General features: G+C 65.4%; 9 protein-coding genes. 2 read left to right on the forward strand and 7 right to left on the reverse strand.

The window, feature by feature from the left end:
* Positions 1-51 precede the first annotated feature (51 nt).
* From AQ611_RS02425 to AQ611_RS02445, 5 genes are all read right to left on the reverse strand, one after another.
* Positions 52-1,401, reverse strand: coding sequence for a DUF2957 domain-containing protein (locus AQ611_RS02425; protein ID WP_374755069.1), 1,350 nt, complete (start codon positions 1,399-1,401; stop codon positions 52-54).
* Between the two features lie 493 nt (positions 1,402-1,894).
* A complete protein-coding gene (gene argC / locus AQ611_RS02430; protein WP_059516270.1) occupies positions 1,895-2,839 on the reverse strand; it encodes an N-acetyl-gamma-glutamyl-phosphate reductase in 945 nt (314 codons plus the stop codon).
* A gap of 523 nt (positions 2,840-3,362) precedes the next feature.
* Positions 3,363-3,932 (reverse strand): flavodoxin family protein, encoded by a 570-nt coding sequence (locus AQ611_RS02435; RefSeq protein WP_059516272.1) that lies wholly within the window; start codon positions 3,930-3,932, stop codon positions 3,363-3,365.
* A gap of 432 nt (positions 3,933-4,364) precedes the next feature.
* Positions 4,365-4,961, reverse strand: coding sequence for a YbhB/YbcL family Raf kinase inhibitor-like protein (locus AQ611_RS02440; protein WP_069233647.1), 597 nt, complete (start codon positions 4,959-4,961; stop codon positions 4,365-4,367).
* A 271-nt stretch (positions 4,962-5,232) separates the two neighbouring features.
* Positions 5,233-5,919, reverse strand: a complete 687-nt coding sequence (locus AQ611_RS02445) for an orotate phosphoribosyltransferase (protein WP_069233648.1) — start codon at positions 5,917-5,919, stop codon at positions 5,233-5,235.
* A gap of 530 nt (positions 5,920-6,449) precedes the next feature.
* Here AQ611_RS02445 and AQ611_RS02455 point away from each other — a divergent pair.
* Positions 6,450-8,720 (forward strand): NADP-dependent malic enzyme, encoded by a 2,271-nt coding sequence (locus tag AQ611_RS02455; protein ID WP_069233650.1) that lies wholly within the window; start codon positions 6,450-6,452, stop codon positions 8,718-8,720.
* Between the two features lie 389 nt (positions 8,721-9,109).
* Here AQ611_RS02455 and AQ611_RS02460 read toward each other — a convergent pair whose 3' ends face one another.
* Positions 9,110-12,700: an indolepyruvate ferredoxin oxidoreductase family protein gene (locus AQ611_RS02460; protein ID WP_069233651.1), complete on the reverse strand. Its 3,591-nt coding sequence runs from the start codon at positions 12,698-12,700 to the stop codon at positions 9,110-9,112.
* 322 nt (positions 12,701-13,022) lie between these two features.
* On the opposite strand from AQ611_RS02460, the gene AQ611_RS02465 reads away from it, so the two are divergent.
* On the forward strand, positions 13,023-13,217 hold the full coding sequence (locus AQ611_RS02465; RefSeq protein ID WP_059516316.1) for a hypothetical protein: 195 nt from the start codon (positions 13,023-13,025) through the stop codon (positions 13,215-13,217).
* Positions 13,218-13,351: 134 nt separating this feature from the next.
* On the opposite strand, the gene hppD is transcribed toward AQ611_RS02465, so the two are convergent.
* Positions 13,352-14,449, reverse strand: a complete 1,098-nt coding sequence (gene hppD / locus AQ611_RS02470) for a 4-hydroxyphenylpyruvate dioxygenase (protein WP_059516283.1) — start codon at positions 14,447-14,449, stop codon at positions 13,352-13,354.
* Positions 14,450-14,595 lie beyond the last annotated feature (146 nt).

Raw genomic sequence — 14,595 nt, forward strand, 5'->3', positions numbered from 1 at the left:
CTGACGCGGCGGCGCGGCATTCGCGCGCGCCGTCGCGCTCCCAAGCGCCCGCTACTTACTGACTTGCGCGCCCACGCCGAAGTAAGGCGCGGACGGCGTTTGCCCGGCGATCGCCGAGCTTTGCGTGATGCCGCCGTTGACGGTGCCCTGGATCAGCGCCGCATAGAGGCCGCCGCTCGCGATCACGTAGCCGGTGGACGCGGGCGAGCCCGACGTCGAGGCGCCGAGCAGACCGGGCGTCGACTGGCCGTAGTCGAGGCTGAAGCCCGTTTCCGCTTGCTGCGTGCTCGGGTTGACGAACGTGCCCGCCGCCGCCTTGATTACCGTTGCCGTGTATTTGAAGTTCGAGTCGGCGCCGGCATAGCCGCCGTCGATGCTGCCCGACGCGATCGCCTTCGCGAGTCCGAGCACCGCGATGCCGGATTCGTCGTCGACCTTCGCGTCCAGATGCAGCGGCGGCGTGCCGAGGTTGACGTCGCCCGTGCGCACGATGATCGGCACGGTCGCGCCGTTCAACTGGCCGAGCACCATGTGCGCACTCGCCGATTGGCCCGTCGCGCCGACGATCGGCAATTTCGTTTGCGGCAGGATCTGCGCAGCCTGGGCGCTGTTGAAGTAGCCGTTGCCGCTTGCGGTCCACGGCTTGCCCGTCGTCATGCAGCCCGACGCGCTCGTGGAAGTGCAAGCGCCGTTCGCATCGAACGTCTCGCTCGAATTGATCCCCTGCGTCGCATAGCTGGCCGACGGCACCGAGTGATAGATCAGCGCGTTGTACGTGCCGGGCAGTTTCGAGAGATCCGTCGTCGTGTTCGCGAAGCCGAGGAACGGATAGAAGTCGAAGTGACGTTGCGGCACTTGGCCGACGTTCTGCAACAGGCCCGGAATGATCGTCAGGCCGCTGAATTGAATCGTCGCGCCGGGAATGCCGCCGCCCGCAACGCCGAAGCCGATCAGGATCATCGGCGGGTTTGCCTGGTTGAAATCGGCGGCGCTCGAGTAGGTCGCGCCGGACGGCGACGTGCCGCTGCCGGGCAGCAGCACGAACGCGCAGCGCGTTTGTTCGGCCGTCGGCAGCGTGCCGGCGGGCGGATGCGTGACTTGGCCCGTGATCGTCGTGCCGGCGCGCGACGGCGTGACGGTGCCGGTCGTGAGCGGAACCGGCGATTCGAGCCACTTGAGCGTGTACGTCATGGCGGTCGCGTTGATGTTCAGGCTGACGATCTCGCCGCCGCCCGCGCCGCCCAGATACGTGCTGCTGCCGATATCCGCATTCGCCGGGCAGAGCGCCGTGTTGGCGGGCGTCGAGCTTGGCGGACCTTGCACGCCGCAGCTCGCGCCGGAGCATTGCGGAACATCGATGGCGGCTGGGGAGCCGCCGCCGCCACTGCACGCGACGAGCATCGGGGTAAGGGCCATGGCCATTGCCACCCCTTTCGAAAAGGCTTCCGACATGCCTCTGTCTCCAATGTGCTTATTTGTTTCAATAATTTGGGCATGTCGTTTTTTCCTGTCAATCGATGGAATCGTCTAAATGGGCGGACTTAAACGATTCGAAGTGGTTGGCAGCCCGAAATGATGGGCCGTGACGAAGGAAATTAAAACGGAAGGGCTGTTTGATGTTTTCGCGGCGGCCGCCGGGAAGTGTTGTTTTTTCGAGGTTTTATCGGGGTTTTTGCGGATCGCTGCAAGCGTTTGAAGCGTGGATCAGGTGAATCCCTATCCGGGATAATCATTAAATCGATAATTCTTTGCGCTTTGCTTTTGGTTAATTCGAAAGCTTGTGAATATATGTAAACCGCCCGGTATTCTTTTAATTGCTTTCGGATTTAATGTGGCATGAAAAAGCCGGCCTCGCGGGCCGGCTCGTTATCGCACGCTGCAATCCGGGGACGGTTTAGCGCTTGAGCCCCGTGTCCTCGGCCACGCCGATGTTGAGGTTCATGCATTGAATCGCCGCGCCCGACGCGCCTTTGCCCAGGTTGTCGAGGCGTGCGACGGTTACGAAGCGCTCCGCCGTGCCGAACACGAACAGGTCGACGCGGTTCGTGTCGTTGCTCGCCTGTACGTCGAAGAAGCCTTCGTCGAGATTCTGCGCCGCGTCGAACGGCGCGACCCGCACGAAGGCCTCGCCCGCGTAGTGCTCGGCGAGCGTGTGCTGGATGTCCTGCGGCGTTGCACGTTTCGCGAGCTGCGCTGGCGTGAAGTACGTGGTGACGGCGAGACCCTTGTAGAACGGCCCGACGATCGGCGTGAAGAGCGGCGCGTTCGCGAGGCCGGTATGCGCGGCCATTTCGGGCAGGTGCTTGTGCGTGAGGCCAAGCGCATACGGACGCGGGCTCGCGAGCTTGACGCCGCCCGCCTCGTAGTCCGCGATCATCTTCTTGCCGCCGCCGCTGTAACCCGTGATCGAATAGCAGTGCGCGGAGAATTCGGGCGCGACGATACCCGCATCGACGAGCGGGCGCATGGCGAGTACGAACGCCGATGCGTGGCAGCCGGGCACCGCGATGCGCTTGGCGGTGCGGATGCGCTCGCGTTGCGCGCGGTTCAGCTCGGGCAGGCCATACGCCCAATCGGCGCTCGTGCGGAACGCGGTGCTCGCATCGATCAGCGTCGTGTGCGAATTGTCGACGAGCGCCGCCGATTCGCGCGATGCGGCGTCGGGCAGACACAGGAACGTGACGTCCGACGCGTTGATGAGGCGGCGGCGCTCGTCGACGTCTTTGCGCTTCGCTTCGTCGATGCGCAGGATTTCGATGTCGCCGCGCGCGGACAAATATTCGAAGATCTTGAGACCTGTCGTGCCTTCCTGGCCGTCGACAAAAACTTTCGTGCTCATCTCGCTCTCGCTGGATTGCGCTGGATCGGAGCGGCCGGCGTGACGCCGCCGCGAGAAAACCGCTATTTTAAGATGCAACGCGCGGCATCGTAACCGGATTGGCGGGAAAAATACCGCTGGGTTATCCCGCTCGCCATCGCTAGTGCTGAATCCGCGCCATTCATCGATCCGTCCCTGTTCTGTTTGCGTCTCCGGTTGGCGCGGCTGCCGATGACGCCGTGCCGATCCGGCTGCGCGGGCGGGTTGCGCCCGCTGTCCCGGCCCTGATTTTTGGGTCGATCGGTGCCGCCTATCGAGCGTCGGCGGCACGGCTGCCGACGCGCGCCGATCACTTGCCTGCGCCGCGGCCGGCGACGGTAGCGCGCCGATCAGGATATCGGCGCTCGCTGTGCTCGCAGGCCGGTTTCAGTCTTGAGCAATCGGCATTGCCGGCCGGCCAAGGCTGGGCAACCGACGCGCGCTGGCTGCACCGAGCGCGCGCGGTTGCCCGCGAGCCCGGCGCGCGCCCGCCGGGCCGGCTCGGTTACCGGCCGGCGAGCCAGCGCGCGGTGGCTGCCGCGACGCGCGCGCCGAACACCTTCGCCGTTTCGAGATCGCCCGGCAGCGGTGCCTCGTCCGGCGACGCATCTGACGGCGATTGCGCGAGCAGGCCGGTGAAGCCGCCGACGTAATTGACGTCGTTGCGGGTTGCCGCCTTCGTGTTCGCCGGCATCAGGCCGGTGCCGACCCACACCATCCCATGTTGCATCGCGAGCGTGACGAAGTATTGAATCGTCGAGAATTTGTCGCCGTTCATCGTTGCCGAGTTCGTGAAGCCGGCCGCCAGCTTGTCTTTCCACTTCTGCGTGAACCATGCCTTCGACGTCTCGTCGGCGAACTTCTTGAAGTCGGCGGACGGCCCGCCCATGTAGGTCGGCGCGCCGAAGACGATGGCGTCGGCGGCGTCGAGCGCGGCCCAGCCGGCGTCGTCGAGGTCTCCGACCGCGATGAGTTGCGCGCTCGCGCCTGCCTGTTGCGTGCCGGCCAACACGGCTTCGGCCAGCTTTTTCGTGTGGCCGTAGCCGCTGTGATAAACGATGACGATGTTCGACATGCCTGTTTCTCCACAATGAAACGACGAAATCGCGCGCGAACCGGCCGCGCGCAACGATGCGCCCCAGCAAGCGGCGCGGGACGACCGGCTAGAGTCTAGCTGTGCGATATGGCGCGAGCGAGACCTTCGACGCATAACTGAATTGCGCAGGTGAAACGAATGTCGGGCGCGATGCGCGCGGCGGTTTGCCGTCGCGTTGGCGAGCGCCGGGCATGGGTGGGAAGCGGTTGAGCGCGCAGCGGGGCGTGCATCGGAAGGTAGGCAGCCGGGTGGCGCATCGTGCTGGCGGCGGCTCCGATGGCGGTTGCGATTGCCGCGGGTGCCGCCGTCAGTCGCAGCCGGGCGGCTTCGCAAGCGGCAAAGCCTTCTGGCAGCCGTGGTAGAGGAGCGCCGGCAATGGCCGCTGTCGCCGCGTCTGCCCGCTTGCGCGCGTTAGCGCCCGTAAGTGACCACGAGTTGCGCGGAGCCAAGCGTCTCCGTGCCGATCTCATGGTCGAACATCTGCGCGGGGCGACCTGTGGCGACGCGCAGGTCGGTCGCCCTCAGCGCGTATACCGTGATCACATAGCGATGCGGTTTGCCGGGCGGCGGGCAGGGGCCGCCATAGCCGTCGGTGCCGAAGTCGTTGCGCGCTTCGATTGCGCCGATCCGCCGCAGATAGCCGGACGCGCTCGCATTGGCGGGCAGGCTCGATACGCTTGCCGGGATGCCCGCGACGGCCCAATGCCACCAGCCGCGGCCGGGCGCGTCGGGATCGAACATCGTGACGGCGAAGCCTTTCGTGCCGGGCGGCGGGTCGCGCCACGTGAGCTGCGGCGAACGGTTGCCGCCCTTGCAATCGCCTTGGTTGAACAGATGGATGGCCCCGACGCGCCCGCCGGGATGCAGATCGTTGCTTGTCAGCGTGAACGGGTTTTGCGCGAGCGCGCGCGGACCATGGAGGAGGCCGAGGAGCGAAGCGCTGGCGACGGCGAGCGAGAAGAAGCGCCGGCGCGAACCCGGCGGAACCACTCGGCGACCCACACGCATATGGCCCTTCTCCTGTCATGTATGCCGGCGCGTCCCGGCGCTGATCGACAGCGATTCGATGTCTGAATCCGATTATGGGAGCAAGTCTAGCATTAGGGGACGCATGGCGGCGTGAGTCGCGCAAACCAGTCGGTGTGCGTGGCGGGAGCGTATGTGGGCAAGGCTGACGAGCTGCCAGCGCGCTGGGCGCGCCAAAAGAAAACGCCTGCCGATACCGGCAGGCGTTGCGAGGTCAAGCAACGGCGCGAAGGCGGCACGCACTTACCGAAGCTTACTCCTGCAAGCCCGTCGCGCCACCATGCGCGGCCGACCATTCGGCCGGCGCGTGCAGGAATTTCTCGACTTCGTCGAGCGTCTTCGTCTCGAAGTAGCCGGATGCCTTGGCCATGCGCAGCACATCCCACCATGTCGCGAGCGCGTGCAGATCCACGCCGATATCCTTCAGCACCGACACGCTTTCCTTGAAGATGTCGTAGTGGAACAGCACGAAGCAATGGTTCACCTGCGCGCCGGCATTGCGCAGCGCGTTGATGAAATTGACCTTGCTGCGGCTGTCGGTCGTCAGATCCTCGACGAGCAGCACGCGCGAGCCTTCTTCCAGAAAGCCTTCGATTTGCGCGTTGCGGCCGAAACCCTTCGGCTTTTTGCGCACGTATTGCATCGGCAGCATCATCCGGTCGGCGATCCATGCGGCAAACGGGATGCCGGCCGTTTCGCCGCCCGCCACCGCGTCGATCTGCTCGAAACCGACGTCGCGCAGGATCGTCGATTCGGCCATTTCCATCAGACCGCGGCGCACGCGTGGAAACGAGATCAGCTTGCGGCAGTCGATATAGACGGGGCTCGCCCAGCCGGACGTGAAAATAAACGGCTTGTCGGCATTGAAGTGCACCGCCTGCACTTCGAGCAGGATTTTGGCGGTCGTGTCGGAGATCGTCTGGCGATCGAAGCCTGTCATGGGGCGTTCCTTGGATGATGAGCGAGGGCAGGCGCGGGCCCGGTGGCGCAGCTTACGGGAATCCGGTTGCAAGAGCCGGGCGCGGATGGCGCGGGCGCGCGCGCGTTGTGACTGCCGCCCGCCGCCCGCCGCATCGAGCCGCTTCGCTGCGCGCGCAGCCGGCTATTTTACCCGATGTGCGATCCGTCCGGCGGACCTCGGCGCGCTTGCCGCGATCGGGCCGTTTTGCTGGCGGCGCAACGGGCGCGGGCAAGCCGCGCAAACCGCCGAAAGCCAGTATCCCGAAGCAATTGCCGCTGCCGCGCCGCAGCATCGTGCGGGCCGCCGGCAGGTGTACACTAGGCGACCCTAAGTATTCGCTCGGTGCTTTGTACTTCCCGCTTGCCATCCGCCAAGGTTCAATGCCGCGCCGATCCGGCGCGCGACGGCCGCCGCAGTCGACCATCCCTTCGATCTCCGCATTCGTGGCCTCTGGTGCTCGGTACTGAGTCTCCAATTCCTCTATAACGCATGTCTCTCGCAAGCTCATCATGGACGAACAACTGAAACAGAGCGCGCTCGCTTATCACCAGAATCCGAAGCCCGGCAAGATCTCCGTCACGCCGACGAAGCCGCTGTCGAACCAGCTCGACCTGTCGCTCGCGTACTCGCCGGGCGTGGCCGCCGCGTGCGAGGCGATTCACGCGGATCCGCTCGACGCGCAGAAATACACGTCGCGCGGCAATTTGGTCGGCGTGGTGACGAACGGGACGGCGGTGCTGGGCCTCGGCAACATCGGCCCGCTCGCGGCCAAGCCGGTGATGGAGGGCAAGGGATGCCTGTTCAAGAAATTCGCGGGCATCGACGTGTTCGACATCGAGCTGTCGGAATCCGATCCGGACAAGCTCGTCGACGCGATCGCGATGCTCGAGCCGACGCTCGGCGGCATCAACCTCGAAGACATCAAGGCGCCCGAGTGCTTCTACATCGAGCAGAAGCTGCGCGAGCGGATGAAGATCCCCGTGTTCCATGACGATCAGCACGGCACCGCGATCATCGCGTCGGCGGCGATCCTGAACGGCCTGACGGTGGTCGGCAAGAAGCTCGCGGACGTGAAGCTCGTCTGCTCGGGCGCGGGCGCGGCGGCGATCGCGTGTCTCGATCTGCTCGTGAAGCTGGGCCTGTCGAAATCGAACGTGCTCGTTGCCGATTCGAAGGGCGTGATCTACGAAGGGCGCGGCAACCTCGATCCGTCGAAGCAGCGCTATGCGGCCACCACCGACGCGCGCACGCTCGCCGACGCGATTCGTCAAGCGGACGTGTTCCTCGGCTGTTCGAGCGCGGGCGTGCTCAAGCAAGACATGGTCAAGACCATGGCGGACAAGCCGCTGATTCTTGCGCTCGCGAATCCCGAGCCGGAGATCCGCCCGGAAGACGCGAAAGCGGTGCGCCCCGACGCGATCGTCGCGACCGGCCGCTCCGACTATCCGAACCAGGTCAACAACGTCCTGTGCTTCCCGTTCATCTTCCGCGGCGCGCTCGACGTCGGCGCGACGACGATCACCGAGGAAATGAAGCTCGCGTGCGTGCGCGCGATCGCCGAGTTGGCGCAGGAAACCGATCAGAGCGAGGAAGTGGCGAAGGCGTATGAAGGCCATTCGCTCGAATTCGGCCCGGAATACCTGATTCCGAAGCCGTTCGATCCGCGCCTCATCATCAAGATCGCGCCCGCCGTCGCGCAGGCGGCAATGGATTCGGGTGTCGCCACGCGCCCGATCGCCGATATGGACGCGTACCGCGAGCAGCTCGGCGCGACCGTCTACCGCACCGGCATGGTGATGCGGCCCGTGTTCGCGACCGCGAAGTCGAATCGCGCGCGCATCGTGTTCGCCGAGGGCGAGGACGAACGCGTGTTGCGCGCCGCGCAGTTCGTGTTGCAGGAGAAGATCGCGAAGCCGATCATCGTCGGCCGTCCGGCGGTCGTCGAGATGCGGCTCAAGAAGATCGGCTCGAAGCTGACGGTCGGCGTCGATTTCGAGATCGTCGATCCGGAAGACGATCCGCGTTACCAGCGCTGCTGGCAGGCATACCACGAGATCGGCGCGCGCGACGGCGTGACGCCCGAGGTCGCGAAGGCGGCGCTGCGCAAGTTCAACACGCTGATCGGCGCGATGCTCGTGCATCTTGGCGACGCGGACGGGATGATCTGCGGAATGATCGACACGTATCACAGCCATCTGAGGTTCATCGAGCAGGTGATCGGCCGCGCGCCGGCCGCCGGGCATTTCGCGGCGATGAATCTGCTGATGCTGCCGGGCCGTAACCTGTTCATGTGCGACACCTACGTGAACGAGCTGCCGAGCGCCGAGCAACTTGCCGACATGACGATTCAGGCCGCCGCCGAGATCGAACGCTTCGGGATCGTGCCGAAGGCGGCGCTGTTGTCGAATTCGAATTTCGGCAGCGCGCCGTCGGCGTCGTCGCGCCGGATGGCGGAAGCGCGCCGGCTGATCGCCGAGCGTGCGCCGGATCTCGAAGTCGACGGCGAGATGCACGGCGACGCGGCGCTGTCCGAGGCGGTCCGCAAGGCGGCGTTCCCCGGCACGACGCTCACGGGCGAGGCGAATCTGCTGATCATGCCGAACGTCGAGGCGGCGAACATCGCGTACAACCTGCTGAAGATGGTCGGCGGCGAAGGCGTGACCGTCGGCCCGTTCCTGCTGGGCGCGGCGAAGCCGGTCCATATCCTGACGCCGGCTGCGACCGTGCGCCGGATCATCAATATGACGGCGGTGGCCGCAGCGAACGTGCAGGTAAAGTAACGCGAACGCGCGGGCGCGTGGGCCGTTCCTGGCCGGTTCGGTTGCCAGCGCGAACCGCATGCTGGTGCGTAAAAGGAAAGGCGGCCGCCCGAGTGGGGCGGCCGCCTTTTTTCATCGCTGCAAGTTTTGTGGCTGCCAGCGGCCGTGAAAGGCCGCAGTCTACGGGGCGGCAGCCGCCGGTGTCCGCGCTGCAGATGCGGCACGCCGGCAGTGCCGCACGCGATCCGCCGGGCGGTGGCGGCGCTCCGGCGCGGGTATGCGGCTTACCCGCGTTCGCCATCCCGCCTGTAAAGCCGCGGCGGCCAGCGGGCGCGGCACCGCGGATCGCGGGTAGCCTTCGCCGGCGCGCCGAAAACGCTCGCCATACCCGCCCGTCACGGCGACGCGTGTCAAGCGACGTGCCGCGACGTCTGCCCGCCCTGCGGTGAACGCCAGCGCGCGAGCAGCTCGTCCCACTTCACCCGCACCGCGCGCAAGTTGTTCTCCTTGACGTGCCCGTAGCCGCGAATGCCATCGGGCAGGCTCGCAAGCTCGACCGCGAGCGGCAGCGTGGCGCGCGTGAGCCGTTCGCCGATCAGTTCGCTGACGAGCGCCTCGTATTCGCCGATCAGCGCGCGCTCGGTGCGGCGCTCGTCGCTGCGGCCGAACACGTCCAATGCGGTGCCGCGCAGGAACTTCAGTTTCGCGAGCAGGCGGAACGCCGGCATCATCCATGAACCGTACTGCTTCTTCACGAGATGGCCGTGCTTGTCCTTCTTCGCGAAAATCGGCGGCGCAAGGTGGAATTTGAGCTTCCAGTCGCCCTCGAACTGCGCGGCGAGCTTCGCGACGAACGCCGGATCGGATTGCAGCCGCGCAACTTCGTACTCGTCCTTGTACGCCATCAGCTTGTACAAGTTACGGGCGACCGCTTCGGTCAGCGGCTCCTGCGCGGCGTCGCCGTCGAGCGTCCGCTCGGCGGCGCGCACCTTGGCGACGAGGGCCGAGAAGCGCGCCGCATACGCGGCATTCTGATACGCGCTCAGGTGCTCGACGCGCGTCGCGATCAGCGTATCCACCGCCTTTTTCGTATGCAGCGAAATCACGGTTGCGCCCGCGCCCGCCTGCGCGCCGCTGGCCGCCATCGCGCGCACGCTCGCGAGATCGAACGCGGCGCGGCGTCCCCATTCGAACGCGGCGCGGTTTTGTTCGATCTGCACGCCGTTTAACTCGATCGCGCGCACGAGCGACGCATGCGATAGCGGCAGCCAGCCGCGCTGCCATGCATAGCCGAGTACGAACGGGTTCGTGTAGATCGCGTCGCCCAGCAGCGCGACCGCGAAATGGTTCGCATCGACGAGGTCGACCGAATCGCCTGCCGCTGTGCGGATGTCGAGTTCGGCGCTCGCGCCCGGGAAAGACCACTTCGGATTCTTGATGAATTCGGCGGTCGGCGTTTTCGCGCTGTTGACGACGACGCGCGTCACGCCATGCCGCATCCGCGACGTGCATTCGTCGCCCGCCGTCACGATCGCGTCGCAGCCGATCACGAGATCGGCTTCGCCCATCGCGATGCGCGTCGCATGGATGTCGGCGGGGGCGTGCGAGATCTGCACATGGCTCATCACCGCGCCGCCCTTTTGCGCGAGGCCGGTCACGTCGAGCACCGTCACGCCTTTGTTCTCGAGGTGCGCGGCCATCCCGAGCAGCGCGCCGATCGTCACGACGCCCGTGCCGCCGACGCCCGTCACCAGCACGCCGTAAGCGCGGTCGATGGCCGGCAGCGCGGGTTCGGGAATCGGCGGCAGCGCGCTCGCGTCGGCCGCCACGGCTTTCGGCTTTCTCAATTGCCCGCCTTCGACCGTCACGAAGCTTGGGCAGAAGCCTTTCACGCACGAGAAATCCTTGTTGCATGTCGACTGATTGATCTGCCGTTTCGTGCCGAACTCGGTGTCGAGCGGCTCGACCGACAGGCAGTTCGATTGCACCGAGCAATCGCCGCAGCCTTCGCAAACCGCTTCGTTGATCACCACGCGCTTGGCCGGGTCCGGATACGCGCCGCGCTTGCGGCGGCGGCGCTTCTCGGTCGCACAGGTCTGGTCGTAGACGAGAATCGTCGTGCCCTCGATGTCGCGCAGCTCGCGCTGCACGTCGTCGAGTTCGTCGCGGTGGCGCACCGTCACGCCGGGCGCAAGCAGCGCCATGTTGCCTTGATACTTGTCTGGCTCGTCGGTGACGATCACGATCTTCTTTGCGCCTTCGGCGGCAAGCTGATGCGTGATTTGCGGCACCGTCAGCACGCCGTCGACCGGCTGGCCGCCCGTCATCGCGACCGCGTCGTTATAAAGAATCTTGTACGTGATGTTCGCCTTCGACGCGATCGCCGCGCGCACCGCAAGCAGCCCCGAGTGGAAATAGGTGCCGTCGCCGAGGTTCGCGAACACGTGCTTTTCGTCGGTAAACGGCGCCTGGCCGATCCACGGCACGCCTTCGCCGCCCATCTGGCTGAACGTGTTCGTGTTGCGGTCCATCCAGACCGTCATGTAGTGGCAGCCGATGCCCGCGATCGCGCGCGAACCCTCGGGCACGTTGGTCGACGTGTTGTGCGGGCAACCCGAGCAGAACCACGGCTTGCGCTCGGTGGTCACGTGCGGCTTCGCGAGCGCCATTTCCTTCGCGTCGATGGTCGCGATGCGCGCGGCGATCCGCGCGCGCACGTCGGACGGCAATTCGAACTTGTCGAGCCGCTTTGCGATTGCCTTCGCGATGATCGCGGGCGACAGTTCGTAGTGCGCGGGCAACAGCCAGTTGCCCATCGGCACCGACCATTCGCCGCCCGCGCCGTCCTTTTCGTCGAATTTGCCGAACACGCGTGGACGCTGGCCATCCGGCCAGTTGTACAACTCCTCCTTGATCGCGTATTCGAGAATCTGGCGCTTTTCCTCGACGACCAGAATCTCGTCGAGCCCGCGCGCGAATGCTTGCGCGCCTTGCGCCTCGAGCGGCCACACGCAGCCGACCTTGTAGAGCCGGATGCCGATGCGCGCGCAGGTTTCGTCGTCGAGACCGAGATCGACGAGCGCCTGGCGCACGTCGAGATAAGCCTTACCGCCCGTGATGATCCCGAAGCGCGCGTGCGGCGAATCGATCTCGATCCGGTCGAGCTTGTTCGCGCGCACATAGGCGAGCGCCGCATACCATTTGTAGTCGAGCAGGCGCGCTTCCTGCACGAGTGGCGGATCGGGCCAGCGGATGTTCAGCCCGCCTTCGGGCATGATGAAATCGGACGGCAGCACGATTTCGGTGCGATGCGGATCGATATCGACGGAAGCCGACGATTCGACGACGTCGGTCACGCATTTGAGCGCGACCCACAGGCCCGAATAGCGGCTCATCGCCCAGCCGTGCAGCCCGAAATCGAGATACTCCTGGACGTTCGACGGGAATAGCACGGGCAGCCCGCATGCCTTGAAAATATGCTCGGACTGATGCGCGAGCGTCGACGATTTCGCCGCGTGATCGTCGCCGGCGAGCACCAGAACGCCGCCGTGCGCCGAGGTGCCTGCCGAGTTCGCATGCTTGAACACGTCGCCCGTGCGATCGACGCCCGGGCCCTTGCCGTACCACATGCCGAACACGCCGTCATATTTCGCGCCCGGATACAGATTGACTTGTTGCGAGCCCCAGACGGCCGTTGCGGCGAGATCTTCGTTCAGGCCGGGTTGAAATACGATCTGGTGCGCGGCGAGATGCTTTTTCGCCTTCCATAGCGATAGATCCAGACCGCCGAGCGGCGAGCCGCGGTAACCGGAAATAAAGCCGGCCGTATTCAGACCGGCGGCGCGATCGCGCTCTTGCTGGAGCATCGGCAGGCGCACGAGGGCCTGGATGCCGCTCATATAAGCGCGGCCGCGCTCGAGTGTGTATTTGTCATCTAGCGTGACGGATTTCAGCGCGGCTTCCAGCGTCGCGCGCTGGCCGGCGTCTAGCGGGGCATTCATTCGGTGTGTCTCCTCCACCCGGGTTGGGATCGCCAAAATGTCGATGCGTCGGCGTCTTGTGGACGCGTCGGTCAATATCGAATGCTGGCGGACTCAGTTCGATAGTAGCACTGGGATAAACCCGCCGCAGGGCCGTCAAAAATCGGTGCCGCCCGGCCGAAAACATGCCGGATCAATGCGTTACAGGCTGTAAGCGCATGTAAAACGACGCGCGCCGCCCGGCGATTGCCGTTAGTCTTGGCGGCCCGGTCCGGTTGCGCGGTCGGCGCCGGCGCGAGCCGGCAATCGGCACGCGCGCCGGGCGGCTGCAATGGAGGTGCAAATGAACAGTCGGTATATCCAGAACTTCTTGATGGTGTCGGCCGCGTTTTTCGCGATCAGCGGCCCGGTGCGCGCGGACGATGCGCGCGCGTGCGCGGCGGCCAATGGCCGGGTGCTGCAACTCGCGCCGGCGGGCGGCATCGATGCGCTCGCGAACCCGTCGGCCTGCGTGCGCGGCATGCGGCGCGGCCACTGAGCGTCGCGCGCTCGCGACGGCTGCCGCCGGGCGATCTGCGCGCGATTCGAGAACCGGATAATCAAAAGGGCGGGAACTTCGCAGTTCCCGCCCTTTGTCTTGAGGCCGGCGCGCTATGCGCCGCGCACCGCGCGTTACGCGGTGTCTTTCACGACCCCGCGCCGGATCTGATCCAGCTCGATCGATTCGAACAGCGCCTTGAAGTTGCCTTCGCCGAAGCCTTGGTTGCCCTTGCGCTGGATGATCTCGAAAAAGATCGGCCCGATCTGGTTTTCGGTGAAGATCTGCAGCAGCAGATCGTCGCGCGCGCCGTCGATCAGGATCTTGCGCTTTCTCAGTTCGTCGAGCGGCTCGCCGTGGTTCGGCACGCGGCGATCGACGAGTTCGTAATACGTATCGATGGTGTCGAGCAGTTTCACGTCCGCGCCGCGCAGGCCGTCCACGGCGCGGTAGATGTCGCTCGCGCCGAGCGCGATGTGCTGGATGCCCTCGCCGCGATACGCGTCGAGATATTCCTGAATCTGCCCCGCGTTGTCGGAGCCTTCCTCGTTGATCGGAATCCGGATCTTGCCGCACGGCGACGTCATCGCCTTCGATTTCACGCCCGTCACCTTGCCCTCGATGTCGAAGTAGCGGACTTCTCGGAAGTTGAACAGACGCTCGTAGAACTCCGCCCATTCGGCCATCCGGCCGCGATGGACGTTGTGCGTCAGGTGATCGACGTAGGTCAGGCCGTGGCCGACCGGATTCGGATCGGCGCCCGCAATCGGCTCGAAATCGACGTCATAGATACTGATGTCGCCGATGCTGCCGGGCGCCGCGCCGTTCTTGCCGCGCCAGCGGTCGACGAAATAGATCAGCGAGTCGCCGATGCCTTTGATCGCCGGGATATTGAGTTCCATCGGGCCGGTCTTGTTGTCGAAGCCCCATGCGCCGAGTTCGAGCGCGTGCCGGTACGCCTTCGCCGCATCCTGCACGCGAAACGCGATCGCGCAGATCGACGGGCCGTGCAGCCGTGCGAAGCGCTGCGCGAACGAATCGGTTTCCGCGTTGACGATGAAATTGATGTCGCCTTGGCGGTAGAGCGTCACGTCCTTGTGGCGATGGCGCGCGATCGCGGTGAAGCCCATCCGCTCGAACAGCGCGCCCAGCGCTTTCGGATCGGGCGCGGTGTATTCGATGAATTCGAAGCCGTCGGTGCCGACAGGGTTGTCCCAAGTGGGGATTTGCATGGTGTCTCCTGTGTCGATAGCGGAGCGGGCGCTTCGGCGCTTGCTCCGAGCGCGCTGCGCGTGCTCAATGAATGACTGCGGCAAAGTGTAGCGGGGGCGGCCGGGCGAAAACTTGCGAACTTAATCGTACAACGTTACGCTCGAGC

The sequence above is a fragment of the Burkholderia singularis genome (genome assembly GCF_001718875.1).
Lineage (GTDB): Bacteria > Pseudomonadota > Gammaproteobacteria > Burkholderiales > Burkholderiaceae > Burkholderia > Burkholderia singularis.